This is a genomic window from Amycolatopsis sp. CA-161197 (assembly GCF_050942255.1).
Classification (GTDB): domain Bacteria; phylum Actinomycetota; class Actinomycetes; order Mycobacteriales; family Pseudonocardiaceae; genus Amycolatopsis.
This window is the reverse complement of sequence record NZ_CP192059.1, coordinates 9,954,549-9,971,893: the sequence shown is the minus strand read 5'-3', so window position 1 is coordinate 9,971,893 and position 17,345 is coordinate 9,954,549. Positions and strand designations below refer to the sequence as shown.

General features: G+C 70.7%; 13 protein-coding genes, 1 tRNA gene and 1 pseudogene. 8 read left to right on the top strand and 7 right to left on the bottom strand.

Features of this window, described 5'->3' with window-relative positions:
- Positions 1–49: 49 nt before the first annotated feature.
- Complete coding sequence (locus tag ACQPXB_RS47345; protein WP_366584083.1) at positions 50–520, bottom strand: heme-degrading domain-containing protein; 471 nt, start codon at positions 518–520, stop codon at positions 50–52.
- Between the two features lie 152 nt (positions 521–672).
- Between ACQPXB_RS47345 and ACQPXB_RS47340 the strand changes: the two genes are divergently transcribed.
- Complete coding sequence (locus tag ACQPXB_RS47340) at positions 673–2,730, top strand: phosphocholine-specific phospholipase C (protein WP_432848582.1); 2,058 nt, start codon at positions 673–675, stop codon at positions 2,728–2,730.
- Positions 2,731–3,395: 665 nt separating this feature from the next.
- Here ACQPXB_RS47340 and ACQPXB_RS47335 read toward each other — a convergent pair.
- A complete protein-coding gene (locus tag ACQPXB_RS47335; RefSeq protein WP_432848580.1) occupies positions 3,396–4,628 on the bottom strand; it encodes a M20 metallopeptidase family protein in 1,233 nt (410 codons plus the stop codon).
- Positions 4,629–4,704: 76 nt separating this feature from the next.
- Here ACQPXB_RS47335 and ACQPXB_RS47330 point away from each other — a divergent pair, with 76 nt between their 5' ends.
- The 3 genes and pseudogenes from ACQPXB_RS47330 (at position 4,705) to ACQPXB_RS47320 (ending at position 5,768) form a co-directional block, all read left to right on the top strand.
- Entirely contained in the window at positions 4,705–5,187 is a 483-nt protein-coding gene (locus ACQPXB_RS47330; RefSeq protein ID WP_354864834.1) for a tRNA adenosine deaminase-associated protein, read from the top strand.
- A gap of 23 nt (positions 5,188–5,210) precedes the next feature.
- Positions 5,211–5,636 (top strand): annotated as a pseudogene (locus ACQPXB_RS47325) (nucleoside deaminase); the annotation flags it as partial.
- 45 nt (positions 5,637–5,681) lie between these two features.
- Positions 5,682–5,768, top strand: a tRNA-Ser gene (locus tag ACQPXB_RS47320).
- 630 nt (positions 5,769–6,398) lie between these two features.
- Here ACQPXB_RS47320 and ACQPXB_RS47315 read toward each other — a convergent pair.
- Together ACQPXB_RS47315 and ACQPXB_RS47310 are read right to left on the bottom strand one after the other, a co-directional pair.
- A complete protein-coding gene (locus ACQPXB_RS47315; RefSeq protein WP_366584080.1) occupies positions 6,399–6,971 on the bottom strand; it encodes a hypothetical protein in 573 nt (190 codons plus the stop codon).
- Complete coding sequence (locus ACQPXB_RS47310; protein WP_285971760.1) at positions 6,971–7,270, bottom strand: hypothetical protein; 300 nt, start codon at positions 7,268–7,270, stop codon at positions 6,971–6,973. The genes ACQPXB_RS47315 and ACQPXB_RS47310 overlap by 1 nt, the downstream gene beginning before the upstream one ends.
- Before the next feature lie 313 nt (positions 7,271–7,583).
- Between ACQPXB_RS47310 and ACQPXB_RS47305 the strand changes: the two genes are divergently transcribed.
- Together ACQPXB_RS47305 and ACQPXB_RS47300 are read left to right on the top strand one after the other, a co-directional pair.
- On the top strand, positions 7,584–8,519 hold the full coding sequence (locus ACQPXB_RS47305; protein ID WP_386944564.1) for a TauD/TfdA dioxygenase family protein: 936 nt from the start codon (positions 7,584–7,586) through the stop codon (positions 8,517–8,519).
- Complete coding sequence (locus ACQPXB_RS47300; RefSeq protein WP_366584078.1) at positions 8,516–8,944, top strand: limonene-1,2-epoxide hydrolase family protein; 429 nt, start codon at positions 8,516–8,518, stop codon at positions 8,942–8,944. The genes ACQPXB_RS47305 and ACQPXB_RS47300 overlap by 4 nt, the downstream gene beginning before the upstream one ends.
- 332 nt (positions 8,945–9,276) lie before the next feature.
- Here ACQPXB_RS47300 and ACQPXB_RS47295 read toward each other — a convergent pair whose 3' ends face one another.
- Positions 9,277–10,314 carry a CapA family protein gene (locus tag ACQPXB_RS47295; RefSeq protein ID WP_432848576.1) on the bottom strand — a complete coding sequence of 346 codons (1,038 nt, stop codon included), beginning with the start codon at positions 10,312–10,314 and terminating at the stop codon, positions 9,277–9,279.
- A 105-nt stretch (positions 10,315–10,419) separates the two neighbouring features.
- Between ACQPXB_RS47295 and ACQPXB_RS47290 the strand changes: the two genes are divergently transcribed.
- Complete coding sequence (locus ACQPXB_RS47290) at positions 10,420–12,918, top strand: endonuclease/exonuclease/phosphatase family protein (protein WP_432848574.1); 2,499 nt, start codon at positions 10,420–10,422, stop codon at positions 12,916–12,918.
- A 196-nt stretch (positions 12,919–13,114) separates the two neighbouring features.
- Positions 13,115–14,224: a S1 family peptidase gene (locus ACQPXB_RS47285; protein ID WP_432848572.1), complete on the top strand. Its 1,110-nt coding sequence runs from the start codon at positions 13,115–13,117 to the stop codon at positions 14,222–14,224.
- 4 nt (positions 14,225–14,228) lie between these two features.
- Here ACQPXB_RS47285 and ACQPXB_RS47280 read toward each other — a convergent pair whose 3' ends face one another.
- Positions 14,229–14,597 carry a hypothetical protein gene (locus ACQPXB_RS47280; protein ID WP_360601296.1) on the bottom strand — a complete coding sequence of 123 codons (369 nt, stop codon included), beginning with the start codon at positions 14,595–14,597 and terminating at the stop codon, positions 14,229–14,231.
- Positions 14,594–17,335 carry an FtsK/SpoIIIE domain-containing protein gene (locus ACQPXB_RS47275; protein WP_366584074.1) on the bottom strand — a complete coding sequence of 914 codons (2,742 nt, stop codon included), beginning with the start codon at positions 17,333–17,335 and terminating at the stop codon, positions 14,594–14,596. The genes ACQPXB_RS47280 and ACQPXB_RS47275 overlap by 4 nt, the downstream gene beginning before the upstream one ends.
- Positions 17,336–17,345 lie beyond the last annotated feature (10 nt).

Genomic DNA, 17,345 nt, shown 5'->3' with positions numbered 1-17,345 from the left:
GAATCGACAACTTCTTGTGCGTGGGCTACCAGTTTTTGTGCGGAGATTTTCAGCCGGCGAGGAATGCCGCGAGCTGCTCGACCACGAACGCGTGGTCCTCGGCCTGCGGCAGGCCCGAGACGCCGACCGTGCCGACCGGCCCGACGTCCTTGACCAGCACCGGGAAGACGCCGCCGTGGGCTGCGTAGAGATCGGGGTCGAGGCGGGAGTCGGCCTCGAAGCTGCTGCCCTTCGCGCGGAACTGCGTGCCCACGAGGAACGAGCTGTGCCCGTAGCGGTCGACGACGCGGCTCTTGCGATCGATCCAGGCGTCGTTGTCGGCCGATGTTCCCGGGAGTGCGGCGTGGAACAACCGCTGTCCGTTTCTGCGCACGGAGACGGTGACGGGCAGGGCGCGTTCGCGCGCGGCGGCGAGCAGGTGCTGGCCGAGCGCGAGGGCGGTCTCGTTGTCGAACCGGGGGAACACCAGCCGGCTCTCCTGTTCGAGGAGCTCCTGGATGAGCTCGGTTTCGGTCGTCATGTCCGATATTAAATCAACACTGTTGTTTAATTGCCACCGTGTTCAGCCGCGGTTCACATTCGGCTGCTTGTCGTGCGCCGTGACCTGGGGAAGGCTGCTTGCCGCGCGTGATGTGGATCTCCGTCACGCACATTCCGGACGAGGAGGTACGGATGGGGCAGGCGGAAGGGCGGCTGAGCCGTCGCTCGGTGCTCGGCGGCGCGGCGGCGGCCGGCATGGCAGGCGCGGCGGCGGGTCTCGGCGGCGCGTTCGCCGAGGCGGCCGCGGGCCCCCGGCGGCGCGGCAGCCTCGACGACGTCGAGCACGTCGTGGTGCTCATGCAGGAGAACCGGTCGTTCGACCACTACTACGGCACGGCGGCCGGCGTCCGCGGCTTCGGCGACACCGCGGCCGTGCGCGACGTGTTCCGCCAGCCCGACGCCCAGCGCACCGACGGCGGCCGGCTGCTGCCGTTCCACGTCGACACCGCGCTCGTCGACGGCCAGGACCTCGGCGACCTCGCGCACGACTGGGCCACGACGCACCAGGCGTGGGCCAACGGCGCCTACGACGCGTGGGTCCCGGCCAAGACCGAGATGACCATGAGCTACTTCAACCGCGACGACCTGCCGTTCCACCGCGCGCTCGCGAGCGCGTTCACCTTGTGCGACAACTACTTCTGCTCACTGCAGGGCCCGACCACGCCCAACCGCCTCTACCACTGGACGGGCATGATCGACCCGGACGGCGAGCTCGGCGGCCCCGCCACGTGGAACCCGGACGACTACAAGCCCGTCTACCGCTGGACGACCTACCCCGAACGCCTGCAGGCCGCCGGCATCTCCTGGCAGGTCTACGCGAACGACGAGGTCGGCGACGGCGCGGACGGCTACGTCGGCGACTACGGCGACAATCCACTGTGGCTGTTCCAGCAGTACCACGACGCGCTGGCGTCGTCGGACCCGAAGAAGCGCCAGCTCGCCGAGCGGGCCAGCCTGCGCGCGCAGTGGAAGGCGGATTCGGGGCAGGGCAAGAACGTCGACCACGTGCTGCAGCAGTTCGTGGCGGACTGCAAGGCGGGCACGTTGCCGGCGGTGTCGTGGGTGGTGGCGCCCTACGCGTACTGCGAACACCCGGCCGCGCGGCCCGTCGACGGTGCGGCTTACACCCAGCGCGTGCTGAAGGCCTTGTGGGACAACCCGAAGCTGTGGGAGTCCACTGTGGTCCTGATCAACTACGACGAGAACGACGGGTTCTTCGACCACGTCGTGCCGCCGTGCGCCCCGGCCGGGACGCCGGGTGAGCTGCTGCCGGTGAACCAGCCGTCGGGCCCCGGCGGCGTCGGCACGGGCGCACTGGCGCCGATCGGCCTCGGGCCGCGCGTGCCGATGACGGTGATCTCGCCGTGGAGCCGTGGCGGGTTCGTGAACTCGCAGGTGTTCGACCACACGTCCGTGCTGCGGTTCCTGGAGACGTGGACGGGGGTGCGCGAGCCCAACATCTCCGCGTGGCGCCGCGAGATCTGCGGTAACCTGACGAGCTGCTTCGACTTCTCGCGCAAGGACGTTTCGATTCCGGTGCTGCCGGACGCCACGGCGTTGCGCGCCGAGGCGGACCGGACGCAGACGAAGCTGCCCAAGCCGGCGCCCCCGCTGACGGGCCAGCAGTCGATGCCGGAACAGGAACGCGGCACGGCTCCGGCGCGGGCGTTGCCGTATCAGCCGGTCGCTTCTCTTTCGGTGGGCGCGGGGTCGCTGGCTCTGCAGGCGTCGAACCACGGGGCCGCCGGTTTGCAGCTGGCTTCTTACGCTTATCACGCTGGTGGGGTTTCGCAGCGGTTCGACGTTTCCGGTGGTGGTTCGGCTGCTGGGAAGATTGCGTTTTCTGGTTCTTATGACGTTGCTGTCCACGGGCCGAATGGATTTGTCGTGGAGGCTTCCGGCGATTCTTCTACGGCCGGGGTGGAGGTCTCGGCCGCCATTTCGGGGTCGGCGGCGCACCCGGTTTTTGTGGTTAAGGTGACCAATTCGCTGTCCCGATCGGCGACTTTGACAGTCAAGGGCCGCCCCGGTTTCGTCGTAGGCCCGCACGGTTCGCACACACTTTCCGTCGACGCTCTCGCCGACAATTCCGGCTGGTACGACCTGCGCCTGTCCCTCGTCGGCCACCCGGAGTGGCACCGGCGCTTCGCCGGCCACCTGGAGAACGGCCAACCAAGCCGGACGGCCTGACCCGGCTGCGCGGGGGGACCGTTCGCTGGGCGAATGGTCCCCCGGCGCGCCGCATCCGTGCGCGACTGGACCTCTGGCCGCGCCCGACGGCACGACCGGCCCTTTCGCGCACCGATCGCGCCGCGACTGGACCTTTCGCGCACAGCCTGAGGGGGTGACCGGTCCACTCGCGCACCGACCGCGACGCGACTGGACCGTTCGTGCTCGGCTTGAGGGTCCGACTGCGATACGAGAGGACCTTTCGCGCCGCCGTTTGAGCGCCAGCGGACCTGTCACGGCGCGCCGAGTGCGAGCGAAGGGACCGCTCGTGTCCGCGATAGCGGGGCGAGTGGTGGTCGTTTCGTGCTCGCCACGCCGCCGCGAGTGGTCCACCCACACCGTCCTGGCTGTGCGAGGGGTCTTTCGTGCGCGGCTTGAGGGTGCGACCGGTCTGTTCGCGCGTCGACCGCGATGCGACTGGACCGCTCGTGCCGTCGTGATCGCACGAGGGGACCGCTCGTGTCGCAGTTGCGGAGCGAGCGGTCGTTTCGTGATTGTCTCTGCGGCGCGAGTGGTCCCCTCGCGCCGCCAGTGACCGGAGCGAGGGGACCGTTCGCGCGCATGAAGCGGCACCAGCGCTCCGTTCGCCTGGCGAAATGCGCGAATGGTCCCCTCGCATCAACCCCTTAGCCCCGCAAGGCGTTCAGCGCGAACGCCGCATACATCGCCACCCCAGCAGGCATCGCGGCTTCGTCGAAGACCACCCGGTTCGAGTGGTTCGCCGGAGCGTCCGAGGGAGACAGTCCCGGCGGGCAGGCGCCGAGGAACGCGAATGCCCCCGGAACACGTTGCAGTACATACGAAAAGTCCTCCGCCCCCATGATCGGGTGGGGGATCTCCTGGACGTTTTCCGAGCCCAGCACCGTCGCGCCCAGGGCCAGGACCTCGGTGGCCACCCCGGGGTCGTTGACGGTGGGCGGGTAGCCCGGCTCGATGTCGGCCAGGACGCGGCAGCCGTGGGCCGCGCCGATGGACTCGCAGACGCGAGGAAGCTCGGTGCGGACGACGGCGCGCGTGGCTTCCGACAGGGTGCGGATGGTCCCTTCGAGCACGGCCGTCTCGGGGATGATGTTGGTGGTCGTGCCGGCTTCGATGCGGGTCACGGAGATCACGGCGGGGTCGAAGACGCCGATGCGGCGGGTGACCATCGTCTGCAGGGCGCCGACCATCGCGGCCGCCGCGGGGACGGGGTCGATGGCTTCCTGAGGGGCGGAGCCGTGGCCGCCGCGGCCGGTGACCTCGACGCGGAAGGTGTCGGCGGACGCCATCATCGCGCCGCCGCGGACCTGGAGGAGGCCGGTGGGCACGTTGGCCATGGCGTGGAGGCCGAAGGCGCGCGAGACGCGCGGGCCGGCGGCGTCGAGCACGCCCTCGTGGATCATGAAGCGCGCGCCGTGGTGGCCCTCCTCGCCGGGCTGGAACATGAAGACCACGGAGCCGGCCAGCGAATCCGCGCGCGAGGCCAGCAGGCGGGCGGCGGAGGCGAGCATGGCGACGTGGGTGTCGTGCCCGCAGGCGTGCATGGAGTCGTCGACCTCGGACGAGAACTCGAGGCCGGTGTCCTCGTGCAGCGGCAGCGCGTCCATGTCGCCGCGCAGCAGCACGGCCGGGCCCGGGTGCGCGCCGCGCAGCACGGCGGTGAGCGACGTCGTGGCGCGGCCTTCGGTCACGGAAAGCGGCAGGTCGGCCAGGGCCGAACGGATCGCTTCCTGCGTCCGCGGCAGCTGGAGCCCCTGCTCCGGACGGCGGTGCAGGGCGCGGCGCAACGCGACGGTGCGGTCCTGCAGCTCCCGCGCGGCGTCGAGCAGCCCGTCGAAGCGGGTGTCCGGGAGAGTCGGCAGGTCGGTGGGTCCGGTCATGGCTCGATAGTGGCACCACGGACGCTTCGGGTGCACCGTGCGTGCGCTCGCATCGGCGGCGGAATACGGTGTGCGCATGGCGGTGCAAGAGCCGGTCACGGGCTTCGCGATGGCAGTGGTCCGAGAAGACGGTCGGTGGCGGTGCAGTGCGCTCGATCCCGCGGCGCTCACGGAGCTCGACGCGGCGATCACCGAGCTGGGGAAACTCCGCTCGACCGGCGCGGCGTTCGGGCTACTGGCGGTGGACGACGAGTTCTTCGTGATCGTGCGGCCCAGCCCGCGAGGCCCGTCGCTGCTGCTGTCGGACGCCGCGGCGGCGCTCGACTACGACATCGCCGCCGACGTGCTCGACGTGCTGCGCGTCGACCCGCCCGACGAGGACGACGACGCCGTCTGGCCCGAAGGCGACCTCGACATCCTCGCCGATCTCGGACTGCCGGGCGGCGAGCTTGAAGTTATCGTCGGAGAGGTGGATCTCTACCCCGACGAGCAGCTCCAGATGATCGCGCAGCGCTGCGGCTTCGCGGCCGAGTTCTCGAAACTGCTGGACGAGCTCTGAGACGCCCGGCCGACACCGAAGCCGTGCAGGCGGCGCTCGAAGCCGCGCGCGGTCCAGGCGCCGATGTGCCCATCGGCGCCGTGGTGTTCGGCCCTGACGGAAGGCCTCTCGCCGCGGCCCGCAACGCCCGCGTCGAGCTCGGCGACCCCACCGCCCACGCGGAAATCCTCGCCCTGCGCGCGGCCGCCCGCGTCCACGGCGACGGCTGGCGCCTGGAGGGCTGCACGCTCGCCGTCACGTTGGAACCCTGCACGATGTGCGCCGGCGCCCTCGTGCTCGCCCGCATCTCCCGCCTGGTCTTCGGCGCGTGGGAACCCAAGACCGGCGCCGTGTCCTCCCTCTGGGACGTCGTGCGCGACCGCCGGCTCAACCACCGCCCCGAAGTCCACGGCGGTGTGCTGGCCACCGAGTGCGCCGCGCTGCTCGAGACGTACTTCGCCACCCGCCGCCACCCCGCCGACGCCCTGCCTTCGGCCTCCGGTATTGTTCTCGGCGGTGGCGTGTCCGAGCGGCCGAAGGAGCACGACTCGAAATCGTGTGACGGTTAATCCCGTCCGTGGGTTCAAATCCCACCGCCACCGCTCGCGAGTGGGCGAGGTATGTCAACGGAAAGCGTTGATGTGCCTCGCTCGCTGTGTTTTCTGGGGGTGCAACCCCCAGGCCCCGCCCGGAGGGCGTTGCCCCCGGACCCCCGGTGGTGGTTGCGACTGGTGAGTTGGTCACGGGGGTGGGTGATCGTCTTTGAAAGACAACTCCGGTGGCGTTGAGGTTGACCCCGTGTCCGGACAGCCGAGCGGGGGCGTTCGTTTTCGGGGCACGGGCTGGTCGGGTTCGCTGGAATTCTGGGCACCTCAGTTGCTGGACGCGGCTTTGACGGCGGGCGTCGCTGGGACCCCTGGCACCGCCGTTGGGGGGCGCGATTTTGCTGGCGGGCGTCGCTGGAATCCAGGGGGTCGCAGTTGCAGGGGCGCGGCTTTGACGGCGGGCGTCGCTGGAGCCCCTGGCACCGCCGTTGGGGGGCGGTTTTGCTGGGTGGCGTCGCTGGAATCCAGGGGTCGCAGTTGCAGAGCGTGGCTTTGACGGTGGGCGCCGTTGGAACCCCAGGGTCCGCTGTTGTGGGGCGCGGGGTTGCTGGCGGGCGCGGCTGGAATCCAGGGGCCTCGGTGCCGGAGGGCAAGGCTGTGGGGCGGCGGCGCCGGGAGCCGGGTGCGTCAGTCGAAGGGTAGGACTGGGGTGCCGAAGGGTTCCAGGAACGAGATGGTCTCCATGATCGTCGAGACGCCCGTTTCGACGGCGCGCGCGACGGCGGCGCAGGCGTCGAGTACTGGTTGCACCGCCTCGGTCGAGCGGTCGCCGGCCAGGACGGCGACGGCGGACGCGGCGGCGGAGCCGGCGACGCAGATGACCTGGGCGGCCGTCTCGGTGGCGAGGCGGTCCAGGAGGTCGGCCAGGTCCAGGCCGACGGCGGCGGTGCGGGCGGCGGCTTCGGCGGCCTGCCGGTAGTGCACGTCGAGCTCGTCGGCGCGGGTGCGGAACCGCGCGGCGGGCTCGCCGCCCCAGCGGCGTTCCGCGCGGTGGGCGCCGCTTTCGAAGGCGAGCCGCGCGGTGACCAGGACGTCGCGGCCGGTGGACAAGGTGCGGGCCGAATCGCGGATGGCGGGAGGCGAGCAGTCGATCTGCTGCAGCGCGGCCACGGGGTCCGGCGCGCCCAGGCGCGCGCCGGCCTTCCGCAGCGGCTCGAGGGTCGCGGCGGCTTTCTCCAGGGCCGGGTGCAGGAACGGCATCAGGTGAACAGCGCCGTCGCCACCGCGGGGCGGATCTTCTCCGCGTGCCCGCCCGCGGCCATGCGCAGGCGGCCGGCGAGGTCGGACGTCGCGTCGCCGAGGACGCGGGCGTCGACGTCGCGCGCGGCCAGCGCGGCCTCCCAGCGCGCGGCCAGCTCGCGCGCGGGCGCGGAGATGCCGAACGGCGTCGACTCCAGACGCGCCTCGGCGAACCGGCCGGCCGCCTGGTCGGCGTCGGCCGCGGCCTTGTCCAGCGCGTCGGCCGCGGCGCGCAGCCGCTCGCTCGTCGAGCTCGCCATGGGACCTCCCCTTCCCGGAACAAAACAGTTCAAGGTGGCCAGGCCCCCACCTCGTCACCCTGTAGGGGGAGATCTAACCTCATCACGTCCTGTGTGGTCACTCGGCCGGGCGTAGGACAGTTTCACATCGTGAAGAGCCTTGACCCCGCTCGGCAGCGCTGACGATCATCGCGCCCATGCCAGCCACCCGCCCGCGCCGCCGGCCCGGCCGCCCGTCCGGTGCCGGCACAGCCGCGCGCCGGTCGCCGCGGCGAGCCACCCCGATCGGCCGAACTCCGCTCAACCAAGCCGATTCGACCACGCGGAGGGCTTGATGTCGATCGACCTGCTGCGCTCGTCGGCCACCCCCGCCGACGGCATCCTCGAAGGCCCGCGCGTGCTGCGCCGGCTGCCCGAAGGGGTTGAAGAACGCCCCTACGAGCTGTTCACCCTCCGCCCCCTCGGTCGGGTGATCGGGGCCGAAATCGAGGGCGTCGACCTCGGAGCGTCATTGACCCCCCGGGTTCGCGAAGAGCTGAACCGCGCGTTGCTGGAGTGGAAGGTGCTGTTCTTCCGCGAACAGAAAATGACGTCGGAACAACAGCGCGTGTTCGCTTCCCACTGGGGCGCGTTGGAAACCAACCCTTTCATCCCGCAAGGCGACAACGACGAGGTCGTCCGCTTCACCCGCACCGCGGGCATGCCGGGTTACGAGAACATCTGGCACACCGACGTCACCTGGCGCCCCGCACCCGCGCTCGGCTCCGTCCTCCGGCTGGTGGAGGTCCCGCCGATCGGCGGCGACACGATGTGGGCCGACATGGCCGCCGCCTACGACAACCTGCCCGCCGACGTGCGCGAACGCATCGACGGCCTGACCGCCGTCCACGACTTCGTCCCCGGCTTCGAACGCTTCACCGACCCGGACCTGCTGGCCGCCCACCAGGACCGCTTCCCGCCCGTCGAGCACCCGATCGTCCGCGTCCACCCCGAGACGGGCCGGCGGACGCTGTTCGTGAACCAGGCCTTCACCACCCACGTCGTGGGCCTCGACAAACCCGAGAGCGACCGCCTGCTCCGCTTCCTGTTCCTCCAGGCCCACACGCCCGAGTACCAGGTGCGCTTCCGCTGGACCCGCGACGCCGTGGCGTTCTGGGACAACCGCGCGACCCAGCACTACGCCGTGAACGACTACCACCCCCACAACCGGGTGGCCGAACGCGTCGCGATCGTCGGCGACCGGCCATTTGGGCCTAGCCTGGTCGTATGAGCGAACCCAAGGCCGTGGTCACCGCGTTCCTGCAGGCTCTCGAAGACATGGACGTCGAACGGGCGCTGAGCCACGTCGCTGTCGACATCACCTACCAGAACGTGCCGCTCCCGCCCGCCCGCGGGCTCACGGCCGTGGAGAAGCAGCTGCGCACGCTGACCCGGTTCGGCACCGGGTTCGAAGCACGCACGCACCACATCGCCGCCGACGGCAACATCGTGCTCACCGAACGCACCGACGTGCTGCGCCGCGGCTCGTTCGCGGCGGAGTTCTGGGTGTGCGGCACCTTCGAGGTCGAGAACGGCCGGATCGTGCTGTGGCGCGACTACTTCGACTGGACGACGTTCCTCGCGGCCAGCGCGAAGGGCGCCGGACGCGCTGCACTGTCGGGCGCCAAGACCCTCATCGGCAAGTACCGCTCGTAGGTGGTGCGGCCGCCAAGCCGCCGCCGCACCACCCACGAACCCCCGGGGCAAACTTTCTCGAGGACGCCGCGGTCGCGAGCGAAGCGGAAGATCCCGCGTCCGCGGCGTTCCTCAGCGGGGCGCGAAACCGCGCAAGCCGAACACGATCAACCCCCATGTGATCGTGTCGCCTCCCCCCGCGGTGTGCGACCCGTGAGCTCCCGGGAAGTGGTCTGGGCCACTTTCTCGTGGGCTCGCGAGTAAAGGTACCTCCGTCGCAAACGCACCGCGCCAAAGCTTGACCTGCATTTAAGGCAGATGGGCCGTCCGGGTGACGACCTGGGGAAACGCCCTCAGCGCTTCGGCGCGAGAAACCCTTCGACGGTGCCGATCCCGGCTCCCACGGCCACCTTTGTGGACCGCCGCGCCGACAGCTCGGCCACGTGCCGCAGCACCTGCGCCGCCGCCTCGCCGGCCAGGGGCACGCACTCGTTGTCCTCGCCGCGGCGCACCGGAATGAGCTCGAGCCGCGGCCGGTCGCCGAGCAGGCACCCGGCGAGCAGTCCGTCGACGTGGCGGCCGCGCATCGCGGGCCAGTCGAACACGAGGTTGCCGAGGCTGTAGAGGATCGGGCGGCCGCGGTAGACCTCCACGGCCTGGATGCTGTGCGGCCCGTGGCCCACCACGAGGTCGGCGCCCGCGTCGATGATCGCGTGGGCGTAGGCGATCTGGTACTCGGTGAGCTCCTCGCCCGGCAGTCCCCAGTGCATCGACACGATCACGTGGTCGGCCGTCGCGCGGGCGCGGTGGACGTCGGCGACCAGGCGTTCCAGGTCCGCGGGCACCGGGGTGGTGTGGACGATCGGTGGCCGGCCCGGCACGTCGAGCACTCGCGGGTCCGGCTGGTAGGAGGTGTACGCGCCGGCGACCGCGACGCCCGCCGAATCGGCCTTCGCCTCTTGGCCGACCGGCCAGCACAGCGACGTGAACGCGAGGAAGGCGACGCGGCGGTCGGCCCGCTCGATCACGGCCGGCGTGTGCGCGGCGGTGAGGTTCGGACCGCCGCCGCAGTACGCGATCCCGGCCTTCTCCAGCACCGCCAGGCTCGCGATCATGGCCGGCGGCGGGTACGTCACGTTGTTGGCCACCGACACCACGTCGATGCCGGCGGCGGTGAGCGCCTCGACCATTTCGGGTGCGGAATGGCGCCAATTCGGCTTGTGCGGGATGTCCAGACCGCCGTGGTCGCCCATCGATCCCGACAGCGGGCCCTCGAGGTTGACGAAACGCAGGTCGGCTCCGCTCAACAACGGAGTCAGCGCCCGGAATGCCGTTTTCGGCTCGGTCCGCCCCTGCACGTTGACGTCTCCGCCGAGTACGAGAGAGATCACTGTGTCAACCCGTCCCTCGGAGGTAATTCCGCGAACTCGTTACGAATCGTTGCCTCTTAGTCTTCCTACCCTTCGCTTGTTCGGGGGACGATGCGTCGACCGTTCATGCAAAGGGGACTCAGGGTGACCATATCCGGTCGAAGAAAGAGCGTGCTGACCGCCGCTGCCGTCGCGGGCTTGGTGGTGAGCGGCGCTCCCGCCGCGCTCGCCACACCCAGCGCGGACGCGGTCATCGCCGAGGTCTACGGCGGCGGGGGCAACGCCGGCGCCACCCTCACCAACGACTTCGTGGAGCTCGCGAACCGCGGCGGCGCGCCGCTCGCGCTCGACGGCTTCAGCGTGCAGTACCTGCCGGCCACGGCCAGCGCGTCGAGCACGTGGCAGGTCACGAAGCTCGCCGGCTCGGTCGCCGCGGGCGGCCGCTACCTCGTCCAGGAGTCGAAGGGCACCGGCGGCACCGTCGCGCTGCCCACCCCGGACGCGACCGGGACCATCTCGATGTCCGGCACCGCCGGCACGATCGCGCTCGTCAGCGGCTCCACCGCGCTGACCTGCAAGACCGCCGCCGACTGCGCCGCCGACCCGCAGGTCAAGGACCTCGTCGGCTTCGGTGACGCCGTGGTCCGCGAGGGTACGCCGACCGCCGCGCTGTCGAACACGACCTCGGCCGCGCGCGCCGCGTCGCTGGCCGACACGGACAACAACAGCGCCGACTTCACCGTCGGCGACCCGACGCCCACCAACTCCAAGGGCGAGACGGCCGGCGGCGGCGACACCGGTCCGGTCGACCCGGGAACCCCCGCGAAGATCCACGACATCCAGGGCACCACGCGGATCTCGCCGTTCAAGGACAAGAAGGTCAGCGACGTCACGGGCATCGTCACGGCCGTGCGCACCTTCGGTTCGTCGCGCGGCTTCTGGCTCACCGACCCCGACCCCGACAGCGACCCGCGCACCAGCGAGGGCCTGTTCGTGTTCACCGGTTCGACCACGCCCGCCGTGGCCGTCGGCGACGCGGTGACCGCGGCCGGCACGGTGAAGGAGTTCTACCCGGACGCCCCGGCGACCTCGAACTACCAGTCGCTCACCGAGCTGTCCAGTGCACAGTGGACGGTCGGCACGCACGGGAACCCGGTGCCCGCGCCCACGAAGATCACGCCCGACCAGATCCCGGACGTGCTCGCACCCAACGCCGGCGGCAACATCGAGGCGCTGCCGCTGGAGCCGGCGAAGTACGCGCTGGACTTCTGGGAGTCGCACGAGAGCGAGATCATCAGCATCTCCGACGCCCGCGTGGTCGGCCCCAGCAACGACTTCGACGAGCTGTACGTGACGACGAAGCCGCAGCAGAACCCGACGCCGCGCGGCGGCACGGTGTACCTGGGCTACGACAAGATCAACACGGGCGTGCTGAAGGTCCAGTCGATCATCCCGTTCGACCAGCAGCCGTTCCCGAAGGTCAACACCGGTGACGTGCTGACCGGCACGACCTCCGGCCCGGTCGAGTACAGCAGCTTCGGCGGCTACACGCTCTTCGCATCGCAGATGGGTCCGGTGAAGGACAACCACCTGCAGAAGGAGGTTACGGCGCGCCAGCGGCCGGGCCAGCTCGCGGTGGCGACGTACAACGTCGAGAACCTCGCGCCGTCCGACCCGGACACGAAGTTCGCGCAGCTCGCGCACGGCATCGTCGACAACCTGGCCGCGCCGGACGTCGTGAACCTGGAGGAGATCCAGGACAACGACGGCGCCACCGACGACGGCGTGGTCACCGCCGACGTGACACTCAAGAAGTTCACCGACGCGATCGTCGCGGCGGGCGGCCCGCACTACCAGTGGCGCGAGATCGACCCGACCAACGACGAGGACGGCGGCGAGCCGGGCGGCAACATCCGCGTGGGCTTCCTGTTCAACCCGGCGCGAGTGTCCTTCGTGGACCGTCCGGGTGGCAGCGCGACCTCCTCGGTGGGCGTCGTGAAGGACCACGGCAAGGTGCACCTGACGCAGTCCCCGGGCCGCGTCGACCCGACGAACGACGCGTGGACCGACAGCCGCAAGCCGCTGGCCGGCGAGTTCGTCTTCCAGGGCCGCACGGTGTTCGTGATCGCGAACCACTTCAACTCGAAGGGCGGCGACCAGCCGACGCACGGCCGGTTCCAGCCGCCGGTGCGCAGCTCCGAGGTGCAGCGCCAGAAGCAGGCGATCGTGCTGAAGGGGTTCGTGTCCCAGCTGCTTTCGGCCGACCGCAACGCCAACGTGGTGGTGGCCGGTGACCTCAACGACTACCAGTTCTCGCCCGCGCTGGCCCAGCTGACGTCCGGCGGCCTGAAGGACCTCATCTCGACGCTGCCCGCCGCCGAGCGGTACAGCTACGTGTTCGAGGGCCAGTCGCAGGTCCTGGACCACATCCTGGCCGCCCCGGCGCTTCGCGGCGTGGACTACGACGTGGTCCACATCAACGCCGAGTTCGCCGACCAGGCCAGCGACCACGACCCGCAGATCGTGCGGTTCCGGCCGTCGACCGGGAACAAGCTGCAGGACCTGGCTTACGACCTGCTGGACTACCTGGACCAGCTGCTGGGGCGGACTGCTCCGCGCAAGTAGTTCTCTCGTAAGGCTGAAGGCCACCATTCTCCGCGAATGGTGGCCTTCGGTGTGTCCGGGGACGCGGTGATCTGGAACAAGTAGCCGATCGGCGCGATACCCGTAGCCGAAAGGCGTACGTGGTGATCACTCCGGCGAGCGTTGTCCGGAGTGGGCCGGGATTCGTACGTTCGGACCAACCGATGAGGAGGTCCGAATGCGCAGGATGGTGACCGTGGCCGCGGCTGTTCTGGTGGCCGGCACGGTGGTGGCGGCGCCCGCCATGGCGGTGTCCGGTGGTGAGCCCACGCCCGAGGGTGCGGCGCCGTGGATGGCGACGGTCGTGTTCAAGGGCGACGAGCCCCTGGTGCAGCGGGAAAGCTGCGGTGGGGCGTTGATCGCGCCGGATCGGGTGGCGACGGCGGCGCACTGCCTCGACCACGTGGACCCGACGCATTTCGAGGTGCACCTCGGGGGTGGGACGCTGTCGACCGATCCCGGGCGGATCGTGCCGATCGACGGGTGGTCGATCGACCCGGGGTTTCGGCTGATCCCGTCGCCGCTGGCGCCGGAGGATTACTCGAAGGCCAGTGCGGCCGACGACGTCGCCGTGATAAAGCTGGCGCGTCCGGTGTTCGACGTCCCGACGTTGCCGGTGGCCACCCGGGCGCCGAAGCCGGGGTCCACTGTGGACGTGTACGGGCACGGGCTCACCAAAACTCCGGACCCGAAGGATCCGTTGCCCGCGCTCGGTGACCAGCTCGCGCACGCGCAGCTCAAGGTCATCGACGACCAGGCGTGTGGACAGTCGTTCGGGAGCTCGGACGTGGTCGACGGCCCGTCGGTGCTGTGTACGCAGGCCGCGGCCACGGTCTGTCCCGGCGACAGCGGTGGCCCGCTGGTTCAGGACGGCCGGCTCGTCGGCGTCGTCAGCTTCGCCGGTGAGGTCGCGGGCAAGCAGTGCGGTGAGCCGACCGCAAACGGGTTCGCCGATGCGGTCGCGTCGCGGAAATTCCTGACGCAGCCGAGGCCGCCGCTGGCGCCGATGACTGAGCACGAGCCGACGATCACCGGCACCAAAGCCGCAGGCAACACGCTCACCTGTGACGCTCCGAAGTGGACGAACGGCGAACCGGCCAAGGTGGACTACGCTTGGTACTCCAACCGGGTCGACCCCGCCAACGGCTTCGAGTTCTACGTCCCGGTCGAGGGCGCCACGAACCCGCAGCTCACGATCACCCCGGACCTCGCGGCCCACAAGCTGAACTGCGGCGTCACCGCCAGTACCGCGGGCGGCACCGTCGTGCTCTACACCGACGTCGTCTGACGCGTCAGCGTTTCGCCCGCCACCCGAGCGCCAGCACCGCCTGCACCAGCTCCTGGTACGACGGCTTCACTTCCTCGAGATACCGGTCCAGGTACTGCGGCCGCGCCGTCGACACCGGCTGCGGATCGTCGGCCGGCTCGAGGAAGTTCAGCCGGGCGACGTTGTGCAGGGCCATCTTCCACCAGCGCGACGCGCGTTCGGCCGCCTTCTCCTCGCGTTCCTTCGCGGCGGAGACGGCGGCGTGCGCGTCGGCGAGCTGGTGGTCGATCTCGTCGGCGCGGGCGAGCTCCCAGGCCCGCAGGTTGTCGGCGGAGCCGCGGGCCAGGCCGACGATCTCCTTGTAGCGCATGGCCGCGCTGGCATCGTCCGTCATGACGGGTCTCCGGAGGTCTCGGGGCGCTGGAAGGGGATGATCACTTCGGGGGCGCCGTGCGTGGTGCGGTCGAAGAACAACGCGCGGCCCTGGCGCGGCGACCAGTGCACGACCTGGCCGGCGGCGAACGGCGAAAGCTCGTTGCCCTGCACGTCGAGCGCCGCCCACGTACCGATGTCGTCGGTGCCGCCGAAGCCGAGCGTGTCCTTGAGCCGCGCGATGCTGCGCCACCAGCCGATGGTGTGCACGCCGTGGCCCGGGCCGGTCTTGAGCACCGTGCGCAGGTGGTCGAGGCCGCTCTTGAGCTGGCCGGGTGCCTTGGTCTCCAACGCGGGCAACGCGGCGTCCACCCCGTACAGCAGCAGGATCCGCGACGGACCGCCGAGCTCCCCTTCGACGATCGAGGTCAGCAGAGCCGACAGGTCGTCGATCAGGTCCGCGATGTGCCCCTCGGCGCGCAGCCGCTCCGTCAGCTCCAGCACGGCCGGTGCGCACGCCTCGATCGGGCAGAACAGCACGAACTCGACCTCGCCGATCTCGTACTGCCGCGCGAGCGACCGAGCCGCGGAGTCCATGATGGACAGTGCCTCGGCCGACGCACCGCCCAGCACGGCGACGTTGCGACCCGGCGCACGCGGCAGCTCCACGCCCTGCGCGGCCTCCGTCACGTCGATCGACTGGCCCAGCAACGCACGTGGGCGCGAGGTGGGCTTGAGCTCCGTGTACGCCGGGAACTGTTCCAGCACCGGCGAATGCGCGCCGTCGAACAGCCGGGGGCGCGGGAAGCGTCCGGAGTAGAGCTCCCACAGCTTGTGCTGCAGGTCGACGAACACGTTGCGGCTGCTCGCGTCCGGGATGTGCGCGAGCAGGTTTCCGTGCGCCACACCGGAGTCGTGGTTGATCACGGCGTGCCACTTCGGCGCGGACACGGCCGCGTTGTTCGTCTCCGCCAGCACACGCCGCGCCTTCGGCATGGCGATGCGCAGCGTGCACTGCTCGAACACCGCCGGCTTGCCCCAGAACGCCTCGATGCCCGCGACGTCCTGGCTCGCCAGCACGAGGTGGATGCCCTGCGAACGCCCGCGCCGCGCGATGTCCTCCAGCAGCTGCGTGGCCGTGGCCGTGACCTGGTCGCGCCCGGCGAACAGGTACTGGAACTCGTCGATCACGGCGACGATCCGCGGCCAGTGCCCGCCCGGGTCCTGCTCGCGCAGGTCGGCCAGGTTCGTGACCTCGTGTTCCTTGGCGGCGGCCGAACGCCGGCGCAGCTCGTCGGCGAGGAACCGCAGCAGCGCCAGGCCGAACTCGCGGTCGGTGTTCACGTTGACACCCACGAGCTTCGCGTGCGGCAGCCAGCTCGCGTCCTTGCGGCCGGGCGCCAGGCCCGCGAACGACACACCTTCCTTGAAGTCCAGGAGGTACAGCGCCAGCTCGTCCGGTGTGTAGCGCGCGGCGAGGCTGCCCAGCAGCGCGTACAGGAAGTTCGTCTTACCGGACCCGCTCGGCCCGCCGATCAGCGCGTGCGGGCTGGCGTCGCCGATCACGACCTCGACGGCCTCGCCCTCGTAGAACCCGACGGGCGCGCGCAGCTCCCGCGCCGAGCTCTCCTGACCGAACTCCGTGGGCAGCAGGTCGGCGAACGACCGCGGCCCACCCTGCTTGGCGATCAACGCTTCCGCGATCCGCCCGGCCGCGCGGATGACCTGCCCGGACGGCAGCGGCGGGTCGAGGTCGACGACGAGGTCGGTGCCCGTCATGCTGCTTATCGCACGCCGTTCGTCGAGCAGGCTCAGCGATTCGACCGACGCGCTCACGGCCGTGGGCACGTCGATCAGGATCAGGCAGATCCCCGCGGCGAGCGCGCCGCTGGCCACGCGCTTGAGGTCGCGCGCGAGCTCGGGTTCCAGCGTTTCGCCGTTGCCGTAGAGCACCGCGATCCGGTACGGCTCCACGCGCTGGTTGCCGGCGCGGCGCAGCTCCCGCAACGACGTGTGCCCGGCCTGCATGCCGGTGGCGTGGATGCGGCGGATGTGGCCGGCGAGCTCGTCGAGGAGGTCTTCCAGCCGCGTCGGGTCGTACAGCGACAGCGCGCTGGTGCGGCTGATCGGGTACAGGTCGGGCAGGATCGCGGTGAGCTGCCCGATGTCCCACAGGTGGATCTTCACGGCGCCGGGCTCGAACGTCGAGAGCACCCGCATCAGCAGGTTCTGCACGATCCCGTCGATCACCGGCCGCGTTTTGGGCGCCGAGGTGATCTGCAGGTGCGACTCGTCGAGCAGGGGCACGGCGACGTCGAACGTCCGCGAGATGTCGCGGCCGGCCGCCGTCGCCGAGCCCACGCGCCACAGCCCCGGCGCGATGATGCCGGGGTTGGTCCCGACCCGGCCGAGCCATTCGCTCGGCGGCCGCCCCGCGGGGCCCGGGGCGTTGGCCGCCACCAGGTCCCGCAGGGCGCCCGGGCCCGAGCTCCAGTCGGTGTAGAACGCGTTGCGCACGCCGCCGAGCGAAGCGAACACCTCGTGCGCGGCCGGGTGCCGCGCCCATTCGGTCTGCTGCTCGGCATCGGCGTGGTTCATGCCGACCCGCACGATTTCCTGTTCAAGAGCGAGCCGCGCCACGTCGGCCTCCGCGGCCTCGCGGGCGCCGGCGGCGGCACCGAGCACGAGCCCGATCTGGTGCCGGACCCGGTCCAGCGCCGTCTGAACGCGGTTGCGCTGCTCGGCGGATTTACTGGCCATCGGTGCTGCT

What these genes read in the sequence shown, in the direction of transcription:
- ACQPXB_RS47345 (WP_366584083.1), bottom strand. Translation starts at nt 520, where the DNA reads ATGACGACCGAAACCGAGCTCATCCAGGAGCTCCTCGAACAGGAGAGC.
- ACQPXB_RS47340 (WP_432848582.1), top strand. Translation starts at nt 673, where the DNA reads ATGGGGCAGGCGGAAGGGCGGCTGAGCCGTCGCTCGGTGCTCGGCGGC.
- ACQPXB_RS47335 (WP_432848580.1), bottom strand. Translation starts at nt 4,628, where the DNA reads ATGACCGGACCCACCGACCTGCCGACTCTCCCGGACACCCGCTTCGAC.
- ACQPXB_RS47330 (WP_354864834.1), top strand. Translation starts at nt 4,705, where the DNA reads ATGGCGGTGCAAGAGCCGGTCACGGGCTTCGCGATGGCAGTGGTCCGA.
- ACQPXB_RS47315 (WP_366584080.1), bottom strand. Translation starts at nt 6,971, where the DNA reads ATGCCGTTCCTGCACCCGGCCCTGGAGAAAGCCGCCGCGACCCTCGAG.
- ACQPXB_RS47310 (WP_285971760.1), bottom strand. Translation starts at nt 7,270, where the DNA reads ATGGCGAGCTCGACGAGCGAGCGGCTGCGCGCCGCGGCCGACGCGCTG.
- ACQPXB_RS47305 (WP_386944564.1), top strand. Translation starts at nt 7,584, where the DNA reads ATGTCGATCGACCTGCTGCGCTCGTCGGCCACCCCCGCCGACGGCATC.
- ACQPXB_RS47300 (WP_366584078.1), top strand. Translation starts at nt 8,516, where the DNA reads ATGAGCGAACCCAAGGCCGTGGTCACCGCGTTCCTGCAGGCTCTCGAA.
- ACQPXB_RS47290 (WP_432848574.1), top strand. Translation starts at nt 10,420, where the DNA reads ATGCAAAGGGGACTCAGGGTGACCATATCCGGTCGAAGAAAGAGCGTG.
- ACQPXB_RS47285 (WP_432848572.1), top strand. Translation starts at nt 13,115, where the DNA reads ATGCGCAGGATGGTGACCGTGGCCGCGGCTGTTCTGGTGGCCGGCACG.
- ACQPXB_RS47280 (WP_360601296.1), bottom strand. Translation starts at nt 14,597, where the DNA reads ATGACGGACGATGCCAGCGCGGCCATGCGCTACAAGGAGATCGTCGGC.
- ACQPXB_RS47275 (WP_366584074.1), bottom strand. Translation starts at nt 17,335, where the DNA reads ATGGCCAGTAAATCCGCCGAGCAGCGCAACCGCGTTCAGACGGCGCTG.